Here is a 24,147-nt window from a genome sequence, read left to right as displayed (position 1 = left end):
CCCGCCGCATCGTCGTGGTCCGGGCGATCACAGCGGCGGAGGACCCGCGGGCTGCGGCGCAGCGGCTCAGTTCGGCGCTTGCAGCAGCGAGCTGATCCGGGAACTCAGCAGGGACGGCGCATGGTCGGGTTTGCCCGCGGTGCACCAGACGAAGACGCCCGCCTCGATCTCGACGGTGCGTGGCAGGTGGCGCCGCCGCTCGTCACCGTGGCTCAATGGAACGACCGCCGGTGCGGTGCGCAGTCGTTGCCAGCTGGCGGCGAAACCGGGGTGCAGCGGCAGATCGGCCACCTCGTCCTCGCTGACCCAGCGCAGTTCGGCGCTTTCCCGGTTGGGCATGGTGTGCAGCAGTTCGCCTGCGTCGGCAACAACGGTGGTGTATGTCCAGTGGGTGCCGCTGGCGGTGGCGGTTATCACGGTGGCCCGCACCGAAAGCTGCTCGCTGGGCAGCCCCGCCTCCTCATGCGCCTCACGGACGGCGGCCTGCTCGGCGGTCTCATGGCTGTCGCGGGCGCCGCCCGGCAGACCCCACGTTCCGCCCTGATGACTCCACGGCGCCCGGTGCTGCAGCAACACCGCCGGTGTGCCGTCGGGCCGGGGCGCTCTCAGCAGTAAACCCGCCGCGCCGTGCCGACCCCAGTAGTGCATCCCGCTGTCGGACACCACCCATCCGTCACCGTCGCCGCGCACGCGTTCAGGATAAGCAGCCCTCACGTCCCCGCATCTGGGGAAAACACTCTTAGACTTTGCTTATAGAGTTCGTGACACGTACGCGCGAAAGATGAGGTCGGAACAGACGTGACCGTTGAGTTGGCGCATCCGTCGACCGAGCCACTTGGTTCGCGGTTGCCGACCGTTCCAGAGCACCCCCGGTGGTGGTTCATCGCGACGACGCCGGGCCGCATCCTGACCATCGGTCTCATCCTGGCGATCCTCGGCGGGCTCAGCGCGTTCGCCACTTCGACCACGATCAACCAGCGGCAGCAGGCACTGACCACCGTGTTGAAGCACACCGAGCCGCTGGCGTACGCGGCCGGACGGCTATACACCACGCTGTCGGTGGCCGACGCGGCAGCCGCGACCGCCTTCATCGCTCAGGCCGAACCGCGCACCGTCCGGCAACGCTACGAGCAGGCGATTACCGACGCGGCGGTCGCGGTGACCCGGGCGTCGAGCGGGTTGACCGACGAGCCGCTGGTGCAGTTGCTCGGGCGGATCAACGCCGAATTGGCGGTCTACACCGGGCTGATCGAGATCGCGCGCACTAATAGCCGGGCCGGTAACCCAGTCGGGTCGTCATATCTGTCCGAGGCGTCGGCGCTCATGCAGTCGACGATCCTGCCGGACGCCCAACAGCTTTATCGCCAGACGTCGGAACGGGTGGACGCCGAGACCACGGCGTCGACGCAGATCCCGGCTCCGGTGATCCTCGTCGTCATCGCCACGGCAGCGTTTGGCTCGTTCGCCCACCGCTGGCTGGCCCGACGCACCAAACGGCGTATCAACCCTGGTCTTGTCGTGGGCGCACTCGCGATTCTCGTTATGGTGGTTTGGGTGGGGACTGCTCTTGCGATTTCCACCAGCGGCAGCCGCAGCGCCAAAAACACTGCGGCAGAGTCGCTGAAGACCATCACGAATATGTCCATCAATGCCCAGCAGGCCCGTGCTGACGAGACGCTGTCACTGATCCGGCGCGGGGACGAAGAGGTCCGCAGGCAGTCCTTCTACGAACGCATCGACACCATGCACAAGCAGCTCGACGAATATCTGGCTCGCGGCGACGCCGTCGACAAGAGCGACTTGCGGGGCGCCGATGAACTGCTGACCCAGTGGCGGCGGGCCGACGACCGGATCAACTCCTACATCTCGGTGGGCAATTATCGGGCCGCCACCCAGGTCGCGCTGGGCACCGGTGAGAACGACTCCACCCCCGCGTTCGACAAACTCGACCGTGCCTTGGGTAAGGCCTTGGAGCAGAGTCGCAACGAACTGCGCGACGACATCCTCAACGCGCGCCGCGGGCTGGCCGGCGCGACGGTCGGTGGTGTCGTGCTCAGCCTCGGCGCGGCCGTCGCGGTCGCTCTTGGGTTGTGGCCCCGGCTGAGCGAGTACCGATGACATCGATCACCAGGCGCCCTCCGGGCCTCCTGTGCGCCGCCCTGGCGGCGGCCACGGTGCTGGCCGGATGTAGTCACTCGGCCGCCATGGTGGTGACGCCGGTGCCGACCCTGCCGCCGCCCACACCGGCGGGTATGCAGGTGATGCCGCCCAAACCGCCTCTGCCGCCGGACAACCCCGACAGCTGCAACCCCACCGCCAGCCTGCGCCCATTTACCAATCCGGTCGACGCCGACGCCGCGCTGGCGAACATCCGGGCTCGCGGCAGGCTGATCGTCGGCCTGGACATCGGCAGTAACCTGTTCAGCTTCCGCGACCCGATCACCGGCGAGATCACCGGCTTCGACGTCGACATAGCCGGCGAGGTGGCACGCGATATCTTCGGCAACCCGTCGCAAGTCGAGTACCGAATCCTGTCGTCTGACGAGCGCATCACCGCGCTGGAGAAGTCGGAGGTCGACATCGTCGCCAAGACGATGACCATCACCTGCGAACGGCGCAAGCAGGTCAACTTCTCCACCGTCTACCTCGACGCCTACCAGCGCATCCTGGCGTCGCGCGACTCCCCGATCACCAAGCCGTCCGATCTTTCCGGCAAGCGGGTCTGTGTCGCGAAGGGCACCACGTCGCTGCACCGGATCCAGGAGATCGCGCCGCCGCCGATCGTGGTGGAGGTGGTCAACTGGGCCGACTGTCTGGTAACGCTGCAGCAGCGGCAAGTCGACGCGATCAGCACCGATGACTCCATCCTGGCCGGACTGGTTTCCCAGGACCCGTACCTGCACCTGGTCGGACCCAACATGGGTACTCAGCCGTACGGCATCGGGATCAAGCTGGACAACACCGGGCTGGTCCGGTTCGTCAACGGCACCCTGGAACGTATTCGCCGCGACGGCACCTGGAACGCCTTGTACCGCAAATGGTTAACCGTGCTGGGTCCGGCACCGGCCCCGCCGAGCCCAAGGTACGTGGACTGATGGCCGAGCAACCGGCGGATCCGGAACGCCAAGACGTCGACGACGGCTCGCAGGACGCCGTCCAGGACAGCGAAGCCAGCCCCGGAACCGAGCCCGCCGATGCGACGGTGGATTCGTCCTCGCAGGGCCGCCCGGTGACCACGCAGGCGGTCTTCCGCCCCGAGTTCGACGACGACTCCGAAGCCACGCCGGCGCAAATCGTTGACACTGAGCCGCAAGAACGCGCGAAGCCGACAACGCGGGCGCCGGTCCGGCGGCTGGGCGGCGGCCTGGTCGAGATTCCGCGGGTGCCCGACATCGACCCGCTCGAAGCATTGATGCCCAATCCGGTTGTGCCGGAATCCAAACGGTTCTGCTGGAACTGTGGGCGACCAGTCGGCCGATCCAGCGCGGACGGCAAGGCACTATCGGAGGGCTGGTGCCCATACTGCGGCAGCCCGTATTCGTTTCTCCCGCAGCTGAGTCCGGGTGACGTCGTCGCCGGTCAGTACGAAATCAGGGGCTGCATCGCGCACGGTGGGCTGGGCTGGGTGTACCTGGCGCTGGACCGCAACGTCAACGATCGTCCGGTAGTGCTCAAAGGCCTGGTGCATTCCGGCGACGCCGAGGCTCAGGCGATCGCAATGGCCGAGCGGCGATTCCTCGCCGAGGTGGTGCACCCGTCGATCGTCCAGATCTTCAACTTCGTCGAGCACACCGACCGGCACGGGGAACCCGTCGGCTACATCGTCATGGAGTATGTCGGCGGGCAATCGCTCAAACGTCGCAAAGGCGAGAAGCTGCCCGTCGCCGAAGCCATCGCCTACGTTTTGGAAATCCTTCCGGCACTGAGCTATTTGCATTCCATCGGTTTGGTCTACAACGACCTCAAGCCGGAAAACACCATGCTCACCGAAGAACAGCTCAAGCTGATCGACCTGGGAGCGGTGTCGCGGATCAACTCATTCGGCTACCTTTACGGCACACCGGGTTACCAGGCCCCCGAGATCGTACGGACCGGCCCGACGGTGGCCAGCGACATTTACACGGTCGGGCGCACACTCGCGGCTCTGACGTTGAAATTGCGCACCCGCGGCGGCCGGTATGTCGATGGGCTCCCCGAAGACGACCCGGTGCTCAACAGGTACGACTCGTTCGCCCGGTTGTTGCGTCGTGCAATCGACCCCGATCCACGCCGGCGGTTCGCCAGCGCCGAAGAGATGTCCGGGCAGTTGTCGGGTGTCCTGCGCGAGGTGGTCGCCCAGGACACCGGTGTGCGGCGGCCGGGCTTGTCGACGATCTTCAGCCGCAGCCGCTCCACGTTCGGGGAAGACCTGTTGGTCGCGCATACGGACGTATACCTGGACGGCCATGTGCATTCGGAGAAGCTGACGGCCAAGGAGATCGTCACCGCGCTGCAGGTGCCACTGGTGGATCCGGCCGACGTCGCCGCCCCGCTGCTGGGAGCGACCGTCCTGTCCCAACCGGTGCAGACGCTGGACTCGCTGCGCGCATTCCGCCACGGCGCAAGGGATTCCGAGGACATCGACTTATCGGAGTCTGTCGAGCTGCCGCTGATGGAGGTGCGGGCGCTGCTCGACCTCGGCGACGTGGCCAAGGCCACCCGCAAGCTCGACGACCTGGCCGAGCGGGTCGGCTGGCGATGGCGGCTGGTTTGGTACCGCGCGGTCTCCGAGCTGCTCACCGGCGATTACGAATCGGCTAGCAAGCATTTCAGCGAGGTGCTGGACACCTTCCCCGGCGAGTTGGCGCCCAAGATGGCGCTGGCCGCAACCGCCGAATTAGCCGGTAGCTCAGACGAACACAAGTACTACGAAGAGGTGTGGAACACCGACGACGGGGTGATTTCGGCGGCCTTTGGACTGGCCAGAGCAAAGTCGGTGGAGGGGGATCGCGCCGGAGCGGTACGCACTCTCGACGAAGTGCCTTCCACATCAAGGCATTTCACCACCGCGCGGCTGACAAGTGCAGTGACGCTGCTGTCCGGCCGGTCGGCGAGCGAAATCACCGAAGAGCAGATCCGCGACGCCGCGCGGCGGGTGGAGGCGCTGCCGCCGACCGAGCCGCGAGTGCTGCAGATCCGCGCATTGGTACTGGGTAGCGCGTTGGACTGGCTGGGAGAACATAACGCCAGCACCAACCACATTCTCGGCTTTCCGTTCACTGAACATGGGCTGCGACTCGGCGTCGAGGCGTCGCTGCGCGGGCTGGCCCGGGCGGCGCCGACGCAGGCGCACCGCTACACGCTGGTCGACATGGCCAACCGGGTACGGCCCACCAGCACGTTCTAACTCGGTTGCAAAACGAACGGTTCCCCATGCCGCGGACGATTGCACCCACCCGGGCTACGCGGTTCCCGCTTGGCGGCACGCCCCCCATCAATTTGTAAGCAGGGCCGCAAGCAAATCGCAAGAGAAGTCAGGCACCGTTAGGCCATGGCCGGCCAGTCGGATGGGTGGATCACTACTGCCCGCGTCCTGCGCCGGGTCGGGTTCGGAGTGACCGGCCGGCAGGTCGACGCCGTGACTGCCCAAAATTGGTCGAAATACGTCGACGCCGCTCTGGGCGCGGATCCCGACGCCGACCCAGGCGCCGTCGCGACACCGATGCCGACGCCGCCGGCCCTGCGCGGCCCCGGCAAGGGGGCGTCAGTCGCAGACCGCAAGTTGTTCAACCACCAGCTGTCCGGACAGATGACCGAGTTGTCGGGGTGGTGGTTGCGCCGCATGGTCGCGGTGCAGCAGCCGATTCACGAAAAGCTGACGCTGTTGTGGCACAACCACTTTGCCACTTCCGCCGAGAAGGTGAGGTTCGCGCGATACATGGCGGCGCAGAACCATAAACTGCGCAGCCTGTCTCTCGGCGATTTCCGCACACTCGCCTACACCATGTTGACCGACGCGGCGATGATGCGTTGGCTGGACGCTCAGACCAACACCGCCAAGGCGCCCAACGAAAACCTCGCGCGGGAATTCATGGAGTTGTTCACGCTTGGGCACGGAAATGGGTATACCGAGGAAGATGTGCGCCAGGGTGCCCGCGCGCTGACCGGATGGGTCATTCGGCCCGGTGGCGAAACATCGATGGCGCCCAGGCGGCACGACCACACGGCCAAGACGATCTTCGGGGTCACCCGTAATTTCGACGCTGCCGGATTCTGTGACGCCGTGCTAGCCCAGCCGAAATCGCCGCAATACGTTGCCGGACGACTGTGGCAGCAGCTAGCGGCTGACACCCCGCCGTCCCTGCAGGCACTCGACCGCTTGGTCAGCGCCTACGGCCCCGGACGCAACCTGCGGGCATTGACTCACGCAATCCTCACCGATGACGAATTCGTCAGTAGCCGAGCGGCCATCGTCAACACGCCGGTCGAGTGGCTGGTCGGCGTGATCCGCAGCTTGGGCGTAACCGTCGACACCCCGGCGCGAGTGAAGATGGTGGACTCCACGCTGCACGCCCTCGGGCAACGACCGTTCTATCCACCGGATGTCGGCGGGTGGACGCACGGCCGGGTCTGGATGTCAACCGCCAGCGCCGACGTACGGATGCGCGCCGCGACCCAATTGGCCCGCGCCGGTGACCTGTCGAGCATCGAAGACGGCGCAGTTGATGACCGGATCGATGCCGTCGGCTACCTGATCGGGGTCGGAGCATGGTCGGACCGGACCGTCAAGGCCCTGGAGCCGTTAGTGCGCAAGCCGGTTCAGCTGGTCGCCGCGGCCGTCAACACGCCCGAATACCTGACGTCTTAGCGAGTATGCCGATGCCTGATTTGAGTCGCCGCAAGTTCTTGATCGCCAGCGCGGGTGTTAGCGCAGCCGGTCTGCTGTCGGGTGCCTGCGCCGTCAGCTGGCCCGACCTGATGCGCGAAGCCAAGCAGCGACCGCTGGCCGAGGGCAGCGGCGTCCTGGTGATCCTCACGCTCTACGGCGGCAACGACGGCATCAACACCGTGATTCCGTACGCCGACAACGCTTATCACGACGCCCGACCTGAACTTGCCTATGCCCCAGGCGATGTGCTTGTGCTGGACGGCCAGCTCGGACTGAATCCAGCGCTTAAAGGCCTGGCTCAGCAGTGGAACAGCCGGAAGCTGGCGATTGTGCGCGGCGTGAGCTATCCGCAACCCGACCACAGTCACTTCAGGTCGATGGACATCTGGCAGACCGCTTCGCCGGCCGATCCCGTACCGACGGGATGGATCGGCCGCTGGCTGGATGCCACCGGCAACGACCCGCTGCGTGCGGTCAACATCGGCTCCGTCCTGCCGCCGCTCGCAGTTGGTGAAAGATGCACGGCGGCAACACTTTCACCATCGGAAAAGCCCGAGTCAGCGGACAAGTTCGCCGCGACGATGGACGCGCTGGGTGCCGACGACCCCAATGACACGCCGGCGATGGCGGCGGTCTGTGACGCCTATCGTGCCACCCGTACCATCGATACGACCTTCGGCCCGATCAAACCGTCCGACGGGAAGGGCGGGAAACACAACTCGCTGGCCAGCCAGCTGAGCATGGTGGTGGCGGCGGTTAAAGCGGCGGTGCCCACCCGGGTGTACGCGGTGCAGCTGGGCGGATTCGATACGCATGCCGACGAAAAAGGGACCCAGCAGCGCCAGCTGCAGACCCTCGACGAAGCGGTAACGCCATTCCTTCAGCAGATGGCCGATGATCGATACGGTAAAAACGTTGTGTTGCTGGCGTATTCGGAGTTCGGTCGACGCGTTAGGGCCAACGCCTCGCAGGGCACCGACCACGGCACCGCCGGCCCGGTGTTCGTCGCCGGAGCGCCGGTGAAGGGCGGCTTCTACGGCGACGAACCCAGTCTCACCGACCTCGACAACGGCGATCTGAAGCCCACCAACGACTTCCGGGACGTCTACTACGAGCTGCTGGCAAAGACGGTTCAGACCGACCCCACACCGTCGGTCGGCGCCGGTCGCGAAAGCCTGGGATTCCTGTAGGCGGCGCCCACGACCCGGGGTCGTCGGCCGCCGGAAGGTGACCCCCGAACCCCAACAGCCGCAAGATGCTATAGCCGGCAAAGGTTGCGCCGATCGCCACCGACCCGCGCGGATGATACCGCCGCCGCCGCAAGCTTCGCCGCCCGGATTCTGGTGCTTTAGCCGAGCTTGTCCCTTCGCAACGCCCACCTTCGGACACGCCTGGCCAGTGGCAGTGATGCGATGCGCGCAAATCTACGTAAAACGGGCCGAGCTGCGCGCCGGCTTGGTTCCCTGAGATTGGCCGCGGCGTCTAGATCGCTCGTATGCAGTCGCGGGCGATGGCCAGCTCTTCGTTGGTCGGGATCACCAGCACGGAGATCGGCGAAGTGTCGGCCGAAATCCGTCGAGCATCATTGCCGGACTGTGAGTTTCGGTGCTCATCGACCTCGATGCCCAACGCCCTCAGCCCGCTCAGCGCGTCGCGGCGTACCCACGCGGCATGCTCGCCGATGCCCGCGGTGAAGCTCACCACATCGGTACGGCCCAACACCGCCAGGTAAGCACCGACGTATTTACGCAGCCTGTGGATGAACACGTCGTAGGCTAATTGTGCTGAACTGTTACCGGATTCGATCATCTCATGCAGCCGGCGAAAGTCCCGCTCGCCGGCCAGACCCAGCACCCCGGACTGGTGGTTGAGCATCGATTCGACTTCGTCCACACTCATCTTCGCAGCGCGGCACAGGTAGCCGATGACACCGGCGTCCACGTCGCCGCTGCGGGTACCCATCACCAGACCCTCCAACGGGGTCAACCCCATCGAGGTGTCGACGGGCCGACCCGCCGCGATCGCCGAGGCCGAGGCGCCGTTACCCAGATGCAGCACAATCTGATTCAGATCCCGCAGCGGCCTGCCCAGGAACGCCGCGACCTGTTCGCTGACGTATTGGTGCGACGTGCCGTGGAATCCGTATCGGCGAATCTCCCACTTGTGCGACAAGTCACGGTCGATCGCATAGGTCGCCGCCGCCGCCGGCAGGTGGTGAAAGAACGCCGTGTCGAACACCGCGACATGGGGCACCTCCGGCAGCATCTTGCGAGCCACCTCGATACCCTGCACGGCAGGCGGATTGTGTAAAGGCGCCAGCACCGACACCTGCTTGAGTTCGTCGATAACCGCGTCGTCAACGACCGTCGGTTGGTAGAACACGGCACCGCCGTGCACTACCCGGTGTCCGACTGCCGCGAGTCCACATGCCTTCAAATCGATACCAGCTTCAGACAACTGGTCGAACGCGATCCGCAGCGCCGCGTCGTGGTCGGCAACCGGCGAAGACGGCTCGCCGATCCGCTCGACGATCCCGTCCGCGAACGAACTACCCGAATCAGGCTGAATCAGATGGTATTTCAGAGACGACGAGCCGGAGTTGATCACCAGCACCAGGCGGTCACCGGCCATTGGCGCCCTGGGCTTGGATCGCGGTGATAGCGACGGTGTTGACGATGTCTTCGACGCGCGCGCCGCGAGACAGGTCGTTCACCGGCTTGTTCAACCCTTGCAGCACCGGACCGATCGCGATCGCGCCGGCGCTGCGCTGCACCGCCTTGTAGGTGTTGTTGCCGGTGTTCAGGTCGGGAAAGATCAGCACCGTAGCCTGTCCGGCGAGCGCCGAGTCACGCATCTTGGTTGCGGCGACAGAGGGCTCCACCGCAGCGTCGTACTGGATCGGACCCTCGACCAGCAGCTGCGGCGCCCGAGTGCGCACCAATGCGGTTGCCTCCCTGACCTTGTCGACGTCTGCGCCGGTGCCGGATTCGCCGGTGGAATAGGACAGCATAGCCACCCGCGGCTCAATGCCGAATTGGGCGGCAGTATGCGCGGAGCTGATGGCGATATCGGCGAGTTGGTCGACCGTCGGGTCGCGGACGATCGCGCAGTCACCGTATGCCAGCACCCGATCCGGCAGGCACATCAGAAAGATGCTGGACACAATGGAAATGTCGGGCGCTGTCCCGATGATCTCGAAGGCCGGGCGAACCGTGTGCGCCGTGGTGTGCGCAACGCCGGACACCATTCCGTCAACATGGGAGTTGTAGACCAGCATGGTTCCGAAATACGACACGTCGTGCATGATCTCCCGGGCCTGCTCGACGGTGACGCCTTTATGCTTACGCAACTCCGCGTACTGGTCGGCGAACTGATCGCACAACTCGCTGGTGCGCGGGTCGATCACCGCCGCGTCGGCCAGATCAACACCGAGTTCAGTTGCGCGTAAGCGGACCTGAAGCTCGTCGCCGAGGATGGTCAGGTCGGCGATCCCGCGCTGTAGCACCCGCCCGGCCGACTTTAGGATGCGATCGTCGTCCCCTTCGGCAAGCACGATATGTTTGCGATCCGAGCGGGCCCGCTCGCGCAGTTGATAGGTGAACATCTGCGGTGTGGTCACCCTCGGGATCGGGATGGCCAACTGGGCCAACAGATCCCCGAGGTCGACGTGGTGTTCCATCAGTTCCAGCGCGATGTCGATCTTGCGCTGCGAGTCCACGGTGACCCGTCCGCGTATCGCGGCCACCGCGCCGGCCGTTTCGAAAGTGCCTAACACGGTGGCGATGATCGGCAGCCGCAGCCGAAGGCCGGATACCAGCGCCGCGATCGACAAATGCAGCTGGAACCCGCCGTTGAGGATCATGCAAGACAACGACGGAAAGCCTTCGGCGCCATGCGCGCTGGCGACAGCCAGCACCACGTCCGAGCGGTCACCGGGAGTGATCACCACGACCGCGTCACTTAGCCGCTCCAGCACATGCTCGGCGGTCATCCCCGCGACCACCACACCCATCACTTCACGTCCCATCAGCGCGGTATCACCGCTGACCAGTGTGCCGTTCACGGCTTGCTGCAGGTCGGCTACCGTCGGCGCGGCCAGCAGCGGCTCGTCTGGCAGCACATAGGTCTGCGGGGCGAATGCGCGCAACGCCTCGGCGACGGCGCCCAGCTGCGATGGCTCGCAGCGGTTGGCCACCACGGCCGCGGTATGCGCGCGCTGGGCGGCCAGCTCGGCCAGACACACCTCGGCGACGTCGGCGACTTGCTCGGTGGTGCGGCCCTTGGCCCGCACCACCAGCAGCACCGGCGCGCCGAGGTTCACCGCGATACGGGCGTTGACGTTCAGCTCGGCGGGACTTGCGACGTCGGTGTAGTCGCTGCCGACGATGACGACCGCGTCGCACTCAGAGGCCATCGCATGATACCGCTCGACGATCTCGTCGATGGCGGCGTCGCGATCGGAGTGCAACTGCTGGTAGGTCACGCCGATGCAGCGCTCGTAGGGCAGGCTGGCGGTGGTCTGCGCCAGCAGCAGGTCCAGGATGTAGTCGCGGTCTTCGCCGCCCACTCGCGTAATCGGCCGGAACACACCAACTCTCGCCACCGTGGCGGCCAGCCGGTGCAGGATTCCCAGCGCGATCGCCGACTTGCCGGTGTCGCCCTCGGTCGCCGCGATGTAAATGCTGGAGGCAGCCACGTTAGGGCTCAACCCAGCCGGCGCAGCCGCGGCTCGAGGTCCTTCTGGAAAAGCTCCAGGAATCGGCGCTGGTCGTGCCCCGGCGCGTGGAACACCAGGTGGTTGAGGCCCCAGGTGACGTACTGGCCCACTTTTTCGACGGCCTCGTCGGGATCCGAGGAGACAATCCAGCGCTTGGCCACCTGCTCGATCGGCAGCGCGTCAGCGGCCTTCTCCATCTCGATCGGGTCGTCGATGCTGTGCTTCTGCTCGGCGGTCAGCGACAGCGGCGCCCAGAACCGAGTGTTCTCCAATGCCAGCTTCGGGTCGGGATCGTAGGAGATCTTGATCTCGATCATCTTGTCGATATCGTCGACGTTTCGGTCGGCGGCCGCTGCACCTTCACTGACAGCCGGCATCAGCTTGTCCTTGTAGAGTTCCTCACCCTTGCCGGACGTGCAGATGAAGCCATCGCCGGCGCGTCCGGCGTACTTCGCCACCGCCGGACCACCGGCCGCGACGTAGATCGGCACCCCGCCCTCGGGCACGTCGTAAATCGAGGCTCCTTTGAGACGGTAGAAGTCGCCGTCGAAGTCGACGCGGTCACCGCGCCACAGCTCGCGCATCAGCCGCACCGATTCGCGCAAGCGGGCGAACCGTTCCTTGAATTCCGGCCAGTCGCCCTGGTATCCGGTGGCGACCTCGTTGAGCGCCTCACCGGTGCCGACCCCCAGGAAGATCCGACCCGGATACAGACAACTCATGGTGGCGAACGCCTGGGCGATCACGGCCGGGTTGTACCGGAACGTCGGGGTGAGCACCGAGGTGCCCAACGTGATCCGCTTGGTGCGTTCACCCACGGCGGTCATCCAGGCGAGCGAGAACGGTGCGTGTCCGCCCTCGTGACGCCACGGCTGGAAGTGGTCGCTGACCGTCGCGCTGTCCATGCCGTGCGCTTCGGCGGCGACCGCCAGCTCGACGAGTTCCCGCGGCGCGAACTGCTCCGCCGACGCCTTGTATCCGAGTTTGAGTTCAGCCACGCTGTTGTTTCTACTCCACGCGTCGATCGCAAGCGCGGCGGAGCCGGGCGCAGCGGGTCGCCGCGCATCCGGCGGACCTAAACTCTCGGACATGGCACCGGTGCTGAAGGCGGTCACCGAGACCGTGCATCTCGCCCAGGGCGGGGCGGTCAACTGGCTGCTGGTCACCGACGACAGCGGGGTCATTCTGATCGACGCCGGATATCCGGGTGACCGCGATGACGTGCTGGCTTCGTTAGGGCAGCTGGGATACGAAGCCAGCGACGTGCGCGCGATCCTGCTCACCCACGCCCATATCGACCACATGGGCTCGGCGATCTGGTTCGCCAAGACCCACGACACCCCGGTGTATTGCCATCCCGACGAGGTCGGCCACACCAAGCGGGAGTATCTCGAGCAGGCCTCGCCGCTTGACGTCGCGCTGCGCATCTGGCGGCCCCGGTGGGCGCTGTGGGCCACCCACGTCGTGCGGAACGGTGGGCTGATCCGCGAGGGCATCCCGACCGCGCAGCCGCTGACCGCCGAAGTGGCGGCGGAGTTGCCCGGCCACCCGATGGTCATCCCCACTCCCGGTCACACCGGCGGTCACTGTTCGTATCTGGTCGACGGCATATTGGCCAGCGGCGACGCGCTGGTTACCGGGCACCCACTGCTGGCGCGCCGCGGGCCGCAACTCCTGCCGGCGGTGTTCAGCCACGATCAGGACGGCTGCGTCCGCAGCCTGGCGGCGCTGGCACTGCTGGATACCGAGGTTTTGGTGCCCGGTCATGGCGACCTGTGGCGGGGCCCGATCCGCGCGGCCACCGATGAGGCGACCGCTTTGGCGCTATAGCTTCGTCAGCCCAAGATGCTCGCGCAGGGTGTGGCCGCCGTATTCGGTGCGGAAGGCGCCACGCTCCTGCAGTAGCGGCACGACCTGGTCGACGAAGTCGTCCAGACCATGCGGGGTCAGGTGCGGCACCAGGATGAATCCGTCGCAGGCGTCGGCCTGCACGTATCGGTCGATCTCGTCGGCGATGTGGGCGGCCGTGCCGACGAACTGCTGTCGGCTGGTCACGGCGATGACCAGTTCACGGATCGACAGGTTCTCGGCTTCGGCGCGTTCGCGGAACCTACGGGCCACCGCGACCGGGTCGCCGTGCCGCACGCGGCCCTGGGTGATGCCGGTGTCGCCGGTCGGATCGACATCGGGCAGCGGCCCGTCCGGGTCGTAGTCGGAAAGATCACGGCCCCACACCTGCTCGAGCATGGCGATCGCCGTGGCGCCGCTGACCTGCTGGTGCCGAATGTGTACCGCCTGCTCGGCAGCCTCCCCCGCGGTATCACCGAGCACAAACGTCGCTGCCGGAAAGACCTTGAGCTGGTCAGGGTTTCGTCCATACGTGGCCGCACGGCCTTTCACGTCGGCGTAATAGCGCTGACCGTCCTCTAGTGATCCGTGCAGGGTGAACAGCGCGTCGGCGTGCCGGGCACCGAACGCCCGGCCGTCGTCGGAGTCGCCGGCCTGCAACAGCACCGGACGGCCCTGCGGCCCAGCCGGCAGCGTCGCCACTCCGCGGACGTCGAACTGGGCTCCGTGATGTTCGACGGTGCCGACGCGGGTGGGATCGATGTAGGTTCCGGCGTCGATATCGGCCACCACCGCGTCGGCCGCCCAGCTGTCCCAGAATTCGCTTGCCACGGTGAGGAACTCCTCGGCGCGGCGGTAACGATCGGCATGGTCCAAGAAGCCACCGCGCCGGAAGTTCTCGCCGGTGAAGGCGTCCGACGAGGTGACGATGTTCCAGCCGGCGCGACCATCGGACAGGTGGTCTAATGTGGCGAATTGCCTTGCTACTTCGAAGGGTTCGTTGAAGGTGGTGTTGATGGTTCCAGTCAGGCCCAGCCGGTCGGTGACGGCGGCCAGCGCCGCCAGCACGGTGAAGGTGTCCGGTCGTCCCACCACGTCCAGGTCGTAGATCCGGCCCCGATGCTCGCGCAGCCGCAGCCCCTCGGCCAGAAAAAAGAAGTCAAACAGTCCACGCTCGGCGGTGCGGGCCAAGTGCGCGAACGAGTCGAACTCAATCTGGCTGCCCGCAGCGGGATCGGTCCACACGGTGGTGTTGTTGACCCCCGGAAAGTGAGCAGCCAGGTGAATAGGCTTGCGGTGCTTATCTTCACGTGTGTTCATGGGCGCAGCCCCCACCGCTGTGCGATCAGCTGGTGTGAGCGCAGTCGGTCTTCGTGGCGGTGTGTCACCGACGTGACCACCAGTTCGTCCGCGGCGGTCAGTCGTTGCAGTGCTGACAGCCGCTCGGCGACTTCATCCGGGTCACCGACGAATTGCGTTTCCAGTCTGTCTTTGACCACCGGCAGCTGTTCGTCGGCGAGCGGACGGCAATCCTCGGGAGCCGGGTAGGGCACGGCGCCGACCCCGGTTCGGATGGAATAGACCCAATGCCCGTAGCCGGCCGCCAGCCGCCGCGCACTGGCGCTGTCGTCGGCAACGACGATGTCGGCAGACACCACGACGTAGGGCCGCTGCAGCGTGGCCGACGGGACGAAGGAATCCCGGTATGTGTCGATGGCCTCCAGCGCGGTCGCCGGCGTGATGTGATAGCTCGCCACGAACGGCAGCCCGCGCGCACCGGCCACCCTGGAGCTTTGCCCCCTGGTGCTGCCGAAGACCCACGGTGTCAGTCCGGATCGCTCCCCCGGCACCGCGTGCACGTCGAAACCCTCGACCTGGTAGGTACCATCCAGCATCGCGATGATGTCGCCGAGTTGCTCGGCGAACTCGGGCGCCACGGCCTCAGGCTGTTGCAGGATCCCCATGGTCGCCTGCACCCGCTCCGTGTCGAGCAGCCCGCGCAGGTCGAACGGGAGCGGGATTACCACGCCGTCGACTTCGCGCCACTGTCGCGGCGGGTGGGTTTTGGCCGATGGCTGCTTCGGCTTGAACCCGGTGTCGCGTCGTTGCCCTCGGCCCACGCCAAGGTCGATGCGGCCCGGATAGAACGCTTCCAGCATCCCGAAACTCTCGACCACGGCGGCGGCCGTGGTGTGACTGAGCTGGACCGCGGCCGAGCCCACCCGAATCGTGTTGGTAGCGGCCGCAATTTGCCCGATCAGCACGGCCGGCGCCGAGCTGGCGACACCGACGAAATGGTGCTCGGCGATCCAGAATCGGCGATACCCCCACTGTTCGGCGTGCTGGGCCAACTCGATGGTGTTGTGCAGGGCGGTTGCTGCGTCGCCTCCCGCACTGATCGGCGCCAGGTCCAGAATCGAGAGCGGGACGGTGCACGGGGCTGTCACGGCGCCCCCGCCGTGTAGCGGTTGGGCGCGGCGGGCAGGTCGAGCCGTTGGCGCAACGTCTCATTCTGCCCGTAGTCGGCGCGAAATCGCCCGGCGCGCTGCAGCAATGGCACAACCTCGTCGACGATCACCGGAAGATCGGCGGCGTTGACGGCGGGCCGCAGCCGGGCACCGTCGATGCCCAGCCGCTGCCAATCCAGTAGCAGATCGACCACATCCTTTGCGCTGCCGGTGAAAATGAGAGCGTCAGAACCGAATTCGGCGTCACCGCCGAAAGTCACCACCACGTCCGCGAAGATTTTCAGATGGGCACCTCCAGCACTGTGCACTTCGTCAATGATGGAGCGTACCGCAGCATCATCGGTGGGCGTGATGAATACCAGATCGCTGCTGGCAGAGGCGAATTCGTAGATTCGCGACGCGTGGGCCAGAGCGGCCACCACCGGCTGGCCCTGGGGTGGACGCGGGGTGATCGATGGCCCCTTGACCGAAAAGTACTCCCCGCGGAAGTCGATGTAGTGCAGTTTGTTCCGGTCGATGTAGCGCCCGGTGCGCACGTCGCGGATCACCGCGTCGTCCTCCCAGCTGTCCCACAGCCGGCGTACCACCTCGACGGCGTCGGCGGCCTCGTCGAAGAGTCCGTCGGGGGACTGTGATCCGTTGCGCCGACCGAACAATGCCGCCTCGTGTGGGGTTGCACTCACCCGGGGTTGCCAACCGGCCCGCCCGTGCGATATGTAGTCCAATGTCGCGATGGCCTTGGAAACGTGGAACGGCTCGGTGTGGGTGACAGTGGCCACCGGGATCAGCCCGATGTGCCGGGTGACCGGGGCGACGCGCGCCGCCATCAGGACGGCGTCGGCGCGGCCTGCCAGCCGCCTTGGAGAGATTTCCTCGCGGCGGCCGGGTTGCGGCATCAGGGTGTCATCAATGGTCACGAAATCCAGCAGGCCACGCTCGGCAGTGGTCGCCAGGTCGGCCCAGTACCGCCCGCTGAGCACTGATTCCGTCGCGGGATCGGCGGTCAGTGTGGTGCGCCAGGCGTGCGGATGCCAGCCGTAGCCGTCGAGCGCCACGCCCAGATGCAACCGATCGGTCATGGCAGGCCCTTGGCGAAGGCGATCGGACGAAAGGGCCCCCATGAAACCGCTGGCGCATCGATCTCGCTGTACCCGTTGGTGCGATACAGCGCCTCTGCCTCCGGTTGGCGGTCACCGGTGATGAGGTACACCCGCCGATAACCCCTCGTGGCCGCGGTGGCCTCCAATTCGGCCAGCAGCGCCTTGGCGTAGCCCCGGCGACGATGGCCGCTGTCCGTCCAGATCCGTTTGAACTCCACGGTGTCGGCATCGAACCGCGAGAACGCGCCGCCGGTGACCGGAACACCATCCAGCAGTCCGATCAACAAGCCACCGTCCGGGGCAGCAAGCTTGTCGGACGGAACCGGCAGCCAGCTCAGGTGCGCCTCCGGGGCGCCGCCGTAACGCTGGGAGTATTCGACCGCCAGTTCGGCTAACAGCGGCTGCGCCAACGGGTCGTCCGGCCCGACCGCCAAGAAACGTAGTTGCGCCGCCGCGGTTGACGGGCTGGGTCGGGGTATCACGTCAATGTCCAACGTCTCGTTATCGGCCGCATTCCGGCCCTGCTACGTCAACGTCGCGCTGACGTACCCTCCGGCGATGGGCGCTCCGCCGAGATCCTGACGACGCAGTCCTGGTAATCCGGTCGCGGTGAACAGGTCCGCGAGGTCCGTCATGAAGGTTTTCCAGCCAAGCGCCGCCAGGGATTCGGCGGCGTCGTGTTCCTCGTCGAGGTAAGTGAGCTCGGTCAAATCGCCGTCGAAACCATACGGTCGCCAGCGCTCAGCCAGGGCGTGCTCCTGGCTCGAAAACGGCCAGCTCCGGCTCTGGTTGCCAAGGCCCTGGCCGTCGCGACCAGCGTCGCAGTAGTTCCCACGCTGGTAGCCGGACCCCAGGTGTCGTCATCTGTTCGCGCCATAGTCACGCCGACCCTACGCCGCGCCGCACCGGCCAGGGCGAATCACCATCCTCCGGTCCGCCGAAAGCCGCGGTCAACGCGGCGCCTAGTTAGGCTTACGCGCACTCAAAAGCAGCGCCGCCCGCCAGCCGAGCAGCAACAGCGCGGTCACCGTTGACGCCACCAGCACGAAACTGGCAGCCACACCGGCGGAGGTGGCCTTGCGCAGCAGCATCCCGACCGCGACGGTGCACACCCACACCACGACCCCGGTGGGCGCTACGGCCGTCGGGCGTCGCCAGGCCCGAGCGGCCAGCCACCCCACGGCGGTCCCGGCCAGAAACGGCCATGCCGTCGTTGCGATGCCCGCGACGCCCAGCCCCTCGTCATGACTGCGCCGCCCCACGGCACAGAACACCAGCACACAGGCGACATCGACGCCCAGCCACCCCAGAGCTCGCCGCGGACGCATCATGCCAGCGGAGGTTACCTGGGGACCTGAACGTTAGCCGCCGATCACCTTACGGTAGGCGCGCGGGCCGTCGTAGTCGTTCACGGCGAAATGCCATGTGGCCTGGTTGTCCCAGATGACGAAATCACCAGGCTTCCAACCGAATCCGACGACATAATTGGGTGAGGAGGCATGCGCGAGTAAGAACGGGAGAAGCGCCTGGCCCTCCGCCGGTTCGATCCCGGTCAGTCGGATCGCTGACGAACTGAGGAACAGGCCCTTGCGGCCGGTGTAGCGGTGTGCGCGCACTACTGGGTGCTCGATTGTCTCGGTCACCGGAGGGCGGTTGTAGGTGCCGTCACCCGGGTAGGCGCTGTATTCGGCGCTCACCGACTCCAATAGCTCTTTGAAAGGCTCGGAAAGCCCGTCGTACGCCGCCTGGAGGTCGGCCCACAGCGTGCGGCCGCCCAGCTCGGGCACCACCTGATAGGTCAGCGACTCGATGTTGAAGGGCGGCTTCCGCCATGTGCCGCCCACGTGCCAGGTCGACGCACCACCCGCCTTCTCGAGGTCGAAAACGTACACCAAACGGTTGTGCTGATCGCGATGCAGCCACAGCGGGTGGTCGAACGGCTCGTCGAAGATCCGCACCGCTTCTACATGGGCGTCGGGAGACAGCTGCTGATTGCGGAATACCAGGATCTTGTACCGCCAGAAGTCTTCCCGCAGCGCCTCGGCGGTCACGTCGTCGACACCATCCGCCAGATCGACCCCAACGATCTCAGCGCCAAGCACTGGGCTGGCCGGCACGACAACATATGGGGCGGTCTGGGTACTGGTCATCTGGGTCCCCTAGCCTCGGCTGCACACGGGTTGAGAAGGCCTGAATTCATGGCATCGTAGGTTTCGCCGCGAGTGAGCGGAATGGTTTGGATCCGGATGCGCAGATGGAGTTTTCGCATGCCCGACGCGAAGCCAGCACTGTGACCACAATGCAGTTTGGGAATGAAGAAGTGGGTCACTCGGTTCGTGTAGATCAACGCGAAACATCCACGGCTCGAGAGGCTCGGCTAAGGACGCCCGATGAAATTTCTGCTGATAACGCTGATCACTCATGTTCCGGACCCCGTTACGGGTGAGAAAAAGAGCCCGGCTGAGCGACTGCACGATGTCCTCGATAGGGCGGTGCTCGCCGAGGAGTTGGGCTTCGACGGCTTTGCGGTGGGCGAGCGTCACGAGGATCCGTTCATCTCGTCATCCCCGCCGGTTGTGCTTAGCAGCATCGCTGCGCGCACTTCGAAGATTGGGCTGTTCACCGGCGTGACGACGCTGAGTCTGCTCGACCCGGTGCGCGCCTTTGAAGACTATTCGACGCTCGACAATCTGTCCGGTGGGCGGCTCGAATTGATCATCGGTAAGGGTAACGGCGCTGCGCAGGCCGAGTTATTCCATGTAACCACCGCCGATCAATGGGATCGCAATCGTGAGGGCTACGAGCTGTTTCGGCTGCTGTGGAAGAACGAGCGGGTGACGTGGTCTGGCCGGTTCCGCCCCCCGCTCGTCGATGCCAAGACCCTTCCCCGGCCGCTGCAGAGCCGGATCCGGATTTGGCATGGCAGTGCCACCAGCAGGGAGTCGGTCGACCTCGCCGCTCGTCACGGCGACCCGATCTTCTCCGCGAACGTCAGCAACCCGATCGGGCCGTACGCCGAGCTGGTTCGTCATTACCGGGAGCGGTGGGAGTTCTACGGCCACCGCCCCGAAGACGCCCTGGTCGGTGCGGGAACCGCCGGGTTCTACGTCACTCGGACGTCTCAGGAAGCGGTGGCCACGTATCGGCCGATGTTCGAGGCACGCTTGGCCTTCGCGCGCCGCGCCGGGATTCCGGTGGCCTTCGAGTCGATCGAAGACTTCGTCGAGCGAAGCTCCGCGCTGGTAGGTAGTCCCGAGCAGCTGATCGACAAAGTGGGGCGCTACCACGATCAACTCGGGCACGAAGTGATCCACCTCGGCGCCGATGCCGACGGCGTGACGGCCGACCAGCAACGTGGCAGCTTTGAACTCTTTCAGTCTGATGTCGCGCCCGCTCTTCGCGAGCGCATTCCGAGTCGACCGCTCATTTCACAATTGGCTCCCGCAGCAGTCGGGGCGCCGCCCGTGACGTAGCCTTCCTGCCCAGGATGATCGAGGGCCGCATTTCGCCCAGCCCGAGAAACTCAAAGAGGCTCTGGTCAAAGCGATTCCGTTTCGGCGGCTGGCCCGGCCCGAAGAAGTCGCCGCGCCGGTGCTGTTCTTCGCCTCCAGATGCGGCGTCGTTCGGGCACCGGCCAGATGATCGGGGTCAGTGGCGGACTTACGATGGCCGGATGACTAGCTTCAACCCGCACGACCCGCTCGGCCTGGACGCGTCGCTGTCAAGCGATGAGATCGCAGTGCGCGACACGGTCCGACAGTTCTGCGCCGAGAATGTCGTCCCGCAGGTCGCGGAGTGGTTTGAAATCGGTGACCTTCCGGTCCGCGATCTTGCCAAGCATTTTGGCCAGCTCGGGCTGCTCGGCATGCATTTGGAGGGTTACGGCTGCGGCGGGGCCTCGGCCGTGCACTACGGCCTGGCGTGTACCGAACTGGAAGCCGCCGACTCCGGTATCCGGTCGATGGTGTCGGTGCAGGGGTCGCTGGCGATGTTCGCGGTCTGGAGATTCGGCTCCGAAGAGCAAAAACAACAGTGGCTGCCCGGCATGGCGGCCGGCGAACTGCTCGGCTGCTTCGGGCTGACCGAACCCGACGCCGGATCGGACCCGGCGTCGATGACAACCCGGGCACGACGTGACGGATCGGATTGGATCCTCAATGGCCGCAAGATGTGGATCACCAACGGATCAGTCGCCGATGTCGCGATCGTGTGGGCGGGCACCGACGACGGGATCCATGGATTCATCGTGCCCACCGATACGCCGGGCTTTTCCGCCAATACCATCCACCACAAGCTCTCACTGCGGGCGTCGATCACCAGCGAGCTGGTGCTCGACGACGTACGGCTGCCTGACGACGCCCTGCTGCCAGAGGCCAAGGGCCTCAAAGGCCCGCTGTCATGTCTGTCGGAAGCACGTTACGGGATCATCTGGGGTTCGATGGGCGCCGCGCGCTCGGCGTGGCAGGCGGCGCTGGACTACGCTACCCAACGCACCCAGTTCGGCCGCCCGATCGCCGGATTCCAGTTGACTCAAGCCAAGCTCGTCGACATGGCCGTCGAACTGCACAAAGGCCTGCTGCTCGCGCTGCAGCTCGGCCGGCTCAAGGACAGCGTCGGCCTACGACCCGAGCAGGTCAGCTTCGGCAAGCTCAACAACACCCGGGAAGCGATCGAGATTTGTCGGACCGCACGAACCATACTGGGCGGCAACGGGATATCGCTGGAGTATCCGGTGATCCGGCATATGGTCAACCTGGAGTCGGTACTGACCTACGAGGGCACCCCGGAAATGCATCAGCTGATCCTTGGCCAGGCGATCACCGGCATGGACGCCTTCCGCTGACAGGAGTATCCAATGAGCGCACGCCTGGAATACACATCCGAACATCATCAGTTCCGGGAAATGGTCCACGATTTCGTGCAGCAGACTGTCGTCCCGGCCCACGAACGCTGGGAGAAAGCCGGCTGCCTGGACCGCTCTCTGTTCATCGAATCGGGAAAGCTTGGGCTGCTGGCATTTTCGGTGCCCGAGGAGTTCGGTGGCCCTGGTGTCGACGACTTTCGCTACAACGCAATCGTCGTCGAAGAACTGCAGCGCGCCGGTGCGGCGGCCGAGGCTGTCGCCATCTCGCTGCAGAACGACATCGTGCTGCCCTACCTCACCGACCTGACGACAACCGAACAGAAACAACGCTGGTTACCGGGCGTGGTGACCGGCGAGACGATCATCGGCATCGCGATGACCGAACCGGGCGCCGGCAGCGACCTGGCCGGCATCCGCACCACCGCACTGCGCGACGGCGAGCATTACGTCGTCAACGGCGCGAAGACTTTCATCTCCAACGGGCAGACCGGAGACCTGTTCGTCATCGCGGTACGCACCGCACCCGACCGCCACAAAGGGCTGTCGCTGCTGGTCGTCGATCCGAAGACGCCGGGTTTTTCCCGCGGCCGAAATCTGGAGAAGATCGGCCTGCACGCGCAGGACACCAGCGAGTTGAGCTTCACCGACATGCGGGTCCCCGTCGAAAACCTGTTGCAGGAGGAAGGCAGGGGCTTCTATCAGCTGATGAACAACCTTCCGCAGGAACGGCTTTCGCTGGCGGTGGGCGCGGTGGCTGCCGCCGAGGGGGTGCTGGCCGAAACCCTCGACTACGTCAAGCAGCGCAGCGCCTTCGGCGCCCCGATCTCCGGCTTGCAGAATACCCAGTTCGTGCTCGCCGAACTAGCCACCGAAATCGACGTCGCGCGAACGTATCTCGACGACTGCATCGCCGAGCACTTGACCGGTCAGCTCACCGCGGCCAGGGCGGCCAGACTGAAATGGTGGACCACCGAACTCCAGGTGCGCACCGCCGACCGCTGCCTGCAGTTGCACGGCGGCTACGGCTATATGCGGGAGTACGCGGTATCAAGGGCGTTCGTCGACGCCCGCATCCAGACGATCTACGGCGGAACCACCGAGATCATGAAGACCATCGTCGCCAAGGATCTCGGCATCTAGCGCACATCATGGCCGTGGAAGAGGCCGTCCGCGCCGCCTGCACCAGCTGCCGGCGCCGCCTCGTTGATTCCACGGCGGCTGATCTCGGCGGCAACGAAGTACTGACCAGCATCACGGACCTGCTGCCTGTTCAATCTCGGGCGTACGACCACTTCGCCCCCTCCGGTCAGGGTGTATTCCACAGCTCTTTCGTTTGAACTGCCCAGTATGCGGCGAACTCGAGGATCAGCGCCACTTCGATCACAAGGACCCAATGGTTTACGAGATGCAGGATGACAACAGAAATTAACGTCACCAGCATCACCGCGGCAATTCCTCGGTAGATGCGCTGGTAACCGCGCGGACGCGGTGGCTTCGACACGTCGTCCCACCCGCATGCGGTGCAGAACGTGGTGGCGATGAAGGCCAAGAGCATCAGTGTCCCTGCTGCGCCGTGTACATGATTCGCCTGCGCCTTGAACGTGTCCCGAAAGCAGATGAAGGCAATTAGGCCGACCGCCATAATCAGCCAGAAAATGTACCGCGATACTTTTCCCTCCCGGCTTCTTGGCCAAGGGGGTTCGGTGAGGCGGTTTCGCAACAGCGCCAGCGCCAGGCCCACAACCAGTGCGATGACGACCGCCCAGGCATTGGGCCGAATGACGTCGTCGACATTGTATTCGGACCGTAGATCAACTCGCCCCAATGGCGGGGGTTTGATCCAGGGACCCATGGGCACCACCGCGACGATCAACGCGCAGACCCCGGCCAGAGTCAACAATTTATCCTCGGTGTAGGTGCGACCCTTAAAGACCATGAGTAGCGTGCCGAGTGCCAGGAGCGCGGCGATGAAGATGCTGTGCGCGGAGGTGTAAAAGTAAGCACTGAGCTCCCGTTGCCAGCCGGTTGCCGATGACCTTTCGATGAATATCGCCCCAGCGAGCAGCACCAGTACTACCACCATGCTTAGGCGTAAGTCACGGTATACGGCAAGCGTGATGGGAGTCGGACGCGGGCCGTGGCTAGTCATGTTCGGTACCTGCCACTCGGCGAAGCCGTCGATGCAGTCATCGAAAAAATCGAACGGATCGAACGGGTCCACCGTGACCACCTGCCCTTGACTTAGTCCATCAGCGTAAATCGTGGGCCACCGGAGCCGATGG

The 24,147-nt window shown here is 65.4% G+C and carries 21 protein-coding genes and 3 pseudogenes; 11 read left to right on the top strand and 13 right to left on the bottom strand.

The genetic code is table 11. The features are described 5' to 3' along the window. Positions 1-95, top strand: a pseudogene (locus tag VEI45_RS09625) (thiamine phosphate synthase); the annotation flags it as partial. Here VEI45_RS09625 and VEI45_RS09620 read toward each other — a convergent pair. Further along, positions 67-690 (bottom strand): NUDIX hydrolase, encoded by a 624-nt coding sequence (locus tag VEI45_RS09620; RefSeq protein ID WP_324852504.1) that lies wholly within the window; start codon positions 688-690, stop codon positions 67-69. The pseudogene VEI45_RS09625 and the gene VEI45_RS09620 sit on opposite strands and share 29 nt — an antisense overlap. A gap of 108 nt (positions 691-798) precedes the next feature. On the opposite strand from VEI45_RS09620, the gene glnX reads away from it, so the two are divergent. The 5 genes from glnX (at position 799) to VEI45_RS09595 (ending at position 8,058) form a co-directional block, all read left to right on the top strand. Next, entirely contained in the window at positions 799-2,118 is a 1,320-nt protein-coding gene (gene glnX / locus VEI45_RS09615) for a protein kinase G-activating protein GlnX (RefSeq protein WP_324852502.1), read from the top strand. Beyond that, a complete protein-coding gene (locus VEI45_RS09610) occupies positions 2,115-3,095 on the top strand; it encodes a glutamate ABC transporter substrate-binding protein (protein ID WP_324852500.1) in 981 nt (326 codons plus the stop codon). Before glnX ends, VEI45_RS09610 begins: the two co-directional genes overlap by 4 nt. Continuing rightward, positions 3,095-5,386, top strand: a complete 2,292-nt coding sequence (locus tag VEI45_RS09605; protein WP_324852498.1) for a serine/threonine-protein kinase PknG — start codon at positions 3,095-3,097, stop codon at positions 5,384-5,386. The genes VEI45_RS09610 and VEI45_RS09605 overlap by 1 nt, the downstream gene beginning before the upstream one ends. Positions 5,387-5,530: 144 nt before the next feature. Next, complete coding sequence (locus VEI45_RS09600) at positions 5,531-6,847, top strand: DUF1800 domain-containing protein (RefSeq protein WP_324852497.1); 1,317 nt, start codon at positions 5,531-5,533, stop codon at positions 6,845-6,847. 11 nt (positions 6,848-6,858) lie between these two features. Then, entirely contained in the window at positions 6,859-8,058 is a 1,200-nt protein-coding gene (locus VEI45_RS09595; protein ID WP_324852495.1) for a DUF1501 domain-containing protein, read from the top strand. A gap of 292 nt (positions 8,059-8,350) precedes the next feature. Here VEI45_RS09595 and VEI45_RS09590 read toward each other — a convergent pair whose 3' ends face one another. From VEI45_RS09590 to fgd, 3 genes are read right to left on the bottom strand one after another with little or no spacing between them, the layout of a single operon-like run. Next, positions 8,351-9,499 (bottom strand): acetate kinase, encoded by a 1,149-nt coding sequence (locus VEI45_RS09590; protein ID WP_324852493.1) that lies wholly within the window; start codon positions 9,497-9,499, stop codon positions 8,351-8,353. Continuing rightward, the gene (gene pta, locus VEI45_RS09585; protein WP_324852491.1) at positions 9,489-11,564 is read right to left on the bottom strand and encodes a phosphate acetyltransferase; all 2,076 of its coding nucleotides are present in this window, start codon (positions 11,562-11,564) and stop codon (positions 9,489-9,491) included. Before pta ends, VEI45_RS09590 begins: the two co-directional genes overlap by 11 nt. 8 nt (positions 11,565-11,572) lie before the next feature. After that, positions 11,573-12,583 (bottom strand): glucose-6-phosphate dehydrogenase (coenzyme-F420), encoded by a 1,011-nt coding sequence (gene fgd / locus VEI45_RS09580; protein ID WP_324852511.1) that lies wholly within the window; start codon positions 12,581-12,583, stop codon positions 11,573-11,575. A 91-nt stretch (positions 12,584-12,674) separates the two neighbouring features. Here fgd and VEI45_RS09575 point away from each other — a divergent pair, with 91 nt between their 5' ends. Further along, positions 12,675-13,415: an MBL fold metallo-hydrolase gene (locus tag VEI45_RS09575; RefSeq protein ID WP_324852489.1), complete on the top strand. Its 741-nt coding sequence runs from the start codon at positions 12,675-12,677 to the stop codon at positions 13,413-13,415. On the opposite strand, the gene VEI45_RS09570 is transcribed toward VEI45_RS09575, so the two are convergent. The 8 genes and pseudogenes from VEI45_RS09570 to VEI45_RS09535 all read right to left on the bottom strand — a co-directional run bounded on the left by VEI45_RS09570 (position 13,410) and on the right by VEI45_RS09535 (position 19,151). Further along, entirely contained in the window at positions 13,410-14,753 is a 1,344-nt protein-coding gene (locus tag VEI45_RS09570; RefSeq protein ID WP_324852487.1) for an NtaA/DmoA family FMN-dependent monooxygenase, read from the bottom strand. The two genes, VEI45_RS09575 and VEI45_RS09570, sit on opposite strands and share 6 nt — an antisense overlap. Continuing rightward, positions 14,750-15,880 (bottom strand): LLM class flavin-dependent oxidoreductase, encoded by a 1,131-nt coding sequence (locus VEI45_RS09565; RefSeq protein ID WP_324852485.1) that lies wholly within the window; start codon positions 15,878-15,880, stop codon positions 14,750-14,752. The genes VEI45_RS09570 and VEI45_RS09565 overlap by 4 nt, the downstream gene beginning before the upstream one ends. Continuing rightward, positions 15,877-16,980, bottom strand: a complete 1,104-nt coding sequence (locus VEI45_RS09560; protein ID WP_324852483.1) for an LLM class flavin-dependent oxidoreductase — start codon at positions 16,978-16,980, stop codon at positions 15,877-15,879. The genes VEI45_RS09565 and VEI45_RS09560 overlap by 4 nt, the downstream gene beginning before the upstream one ends. Further along, a complete protein-coding gene (locus tag VEI45_RS09555; protein WP_414687437.1) occupies positions 16,977-17,483 on the bottom strand; it encodes a GNAT family N-acetyltransferase in 507 nt (168 codons plus the stop codon). The genes VEI45_RS09560 and VEI45_RS09555 overlap by 4 nt, the downstream gene beginning before the upstream one ends. A 42-nt stretch (positions 17,484-17,525) precedes the next feature. After that, positions 17,526-17,711 (bottom strand): hypothetical protein, encoded by a 186-nt coding sequence (locus VEI45_RS09550; RefSeq protein ID WP_324852481.1) that lies wholly within the window; start codon positions 17,709-17,711, stop codon positions 17,526-17,528. Between the two features lie 68 nt (positions 17,712-17,779). After that, a pseudogene (locus VEI45_RS09545) lies at positions 17,780-17,878 on the bottom strand (SAM-dependent methyltransferase); the annotation flags it as partial. A gap of 85 nt (positions 17,879-17,963) precedes the next feature. After that, complete coding sequence (locus VEI45_RS09540) at positions 17,964-18,329, bottom strand: DUF3054 domain-containing protein (protein ID WP_324852507.1); 366 nt, start codon at positions 18,327-18,329, stop codon at positions 17,964-17,966. Between the two features lie 33 nt (positions 18,330-18,362). After that, positions 18,363-19,151 (bottom strand): TauD/TfdA dioxygenase family protein, encoded by a 789-nt coding sequence (locus VEI45_RS09535; RefSeq protein WP_324852479.1) that lies wholly within the window; start codon positions 19,149-19,151, stop codon positions 18,363-18,365. 240 nt (positions 19,152-19,391) lie between these two features. Here VEI45_RS09535 and VEI45_RS09530 point away from each other — a divergent pair, with 240 nt between their 5' ends. The 4 genes and pseudogenes from VEI45_RS09530 (at position 19,392) to VEI45_RS09515 (ending at position 23,005) form a co-directional block, all read left to right on the top strand. After that, positions 19,392-20,474, top strand: a complete 1,083-nt coding sequence (locus VEI45_RS09530; RefSeq protein ID WP_324852477.1) for an LLM class flavin-dependent oxidoreductase — start codon at positions 19,392-19,394, stop codon at positions 20,472-20,474. A gap of 31 nt (positions 20,475-20,505) precedes the next feature. Continuing rightward, positions 20,506-20,678, top strand: a pseudogene (locus VEI45_RS09525) (SDR family oxidoreductase); the annotation flags it as partial. Further along, positions 20,675-21,844 (top strand): acyl-CoA dehydrogenase family protein, encoded by a 1,170-nt coding sequence (locus VEI45_RS09520; protein WP_324852475.1) that lies wholly within the window; start codon positions 20,675-20,677, stop codon positions 21,842-21,844. The pseudogene VEI45_RS09525 and the gene VEI45_RS09520, both read left to right, overlap by 4 nt. Before the next feature lie 12 nt (positions 21,845-21,856). Continuing rightward, a complete protein-coding gene (locus VEI45_RS09515) occupies positions 21,857-23,005 on the top strand; it encodes an acyl-CoA dehydrogenase family protein (RefSeq protein WP_324852473.1) in 1,149 nt (382 codons plus the stop codon). A gap of 166 nt (positions 23,006-23,171) precedes the next feature. Here the strand turns inward: VEI45_RS09515 and VEI45_RS09510 are convergent, their stop codons facing one another. Next, the gene (locus VEI45_RS09510) at positions 23,172-24,086 is read right to left on the bottom strand and encodes a hypothetical protein (RefSeq protein WP_324852471.1); all 915 of its coding nucleotides are present in this window, start codon (positions 24,084-24,086) and stop codon (positions 23,172-23,174) included. Positions 24,087-24,147: the final 61 nt, after the last annotated feature.

Source organism: Mycobacterium sp., assembly GCF_035623875.1.
Taxonomy (GTDB): Bacteria; Actinomycetota; Actinomycetes; order Mycobacteriales; family Mycobacteriaceae; genus Mycobacterium.
Note: the sequence above shows the minus strand (reverse complement) of the source record. Positions and strands in the feature narration are given on the sequence as shown.

Bases quoted from the DNA above. Each gene is read 5' to 3' on its own strand.
- VEI45_RS09610 (WP_324852500.1), top strand. From the start codon at position 2,115: ATGACATCGATCACCAGGCGCCCTCCGGGCCTCCTGTGCGCCGCCCTG.
- VEI45_RS09605 (WP_324852498.1), top strand. From the start codon at position 3,095: ATGGCCGAGCAACCGGCGGATCCGGAACGCCAAGACGTCGACGACGGC.
- VEI45_RS09600 (WP_324852497.1), top strand. From the start codon at position 5,531: ATGGCCGGCCAGTCGGATGGGTGGATCACTACTGCCCGCGTCCTGCGC.
- VEI45_RS09595 (WP_324852495.1), top strand. From the start codon at position 6,859: ATGCCTGATTTGAGTCGCCGCAAGTTCTTGATCGCCAGCGCGGGTGTT.
- VEI45_RS09590 (WP_324852493.1), bottom strand. From the start codon at position 9,499: ATGGCCGGTGACCGCCTGGTGCTGGTGATCAACTCCGGCTCGTCGTCT.
- VEI45_RS09575 (WP_324852489.1), top strand. From the start codon at position 12,675: ATGGCACCGGTGCTGAAGGCGGTCACCGAGACCGTGCATCTCGCCCAG.
- VEI45_RS09570 (WP_324852487.1), bottom strand. From the start codon at position 14,753: ATGAACACACGTGAAGATAAGCACCGCAAGCCTATTCACCTGGCTGCT.
- VEI45_RS09560 (WP_324852483.1), bottom strand. From the start codon at position 16,980: ATGACCGATCGGTTGCATCTGGGCGTGGCGCTCGACGGCTACGGCTGG.
- VEI45_RS09540 (WP_324852507.1), bottom strand. From the start codon at position 18,329: ATGCGTCCGCGGCGAGCTCTGGGGTGGCTGGGCGTCGATGTCGCCTGT.
- VEI45_RS09535 (WP_324852479.1), bottom strand. From the start codon at position 19,151: ATGACCAGTACCCAGACCGCCCCATATGTTGTCGTGCCGGCCAGCCCA.
- VEI45_RS09530 (WP_324852477.1), top strand. From the start codon at position 19,392: ATGAAATTTCTGCTGATAACGCTGATCACTCATGTTCCGGACCCCGTT.
- VEI45_RS09520 (WP_324852475.1), top strand. From the start codon at position 20,675: ATGACTAGCTTCAACCCGCACGACCCGCTCGGCCTGGACGCGTCGCTG.
- VEI45_RS09515 (WP_324852473.1), top strand. From the start codon at position 21,857: ATGAGCGCACGCCTGGAATACACATCCGAACATCATCAGTTCCGGGAA.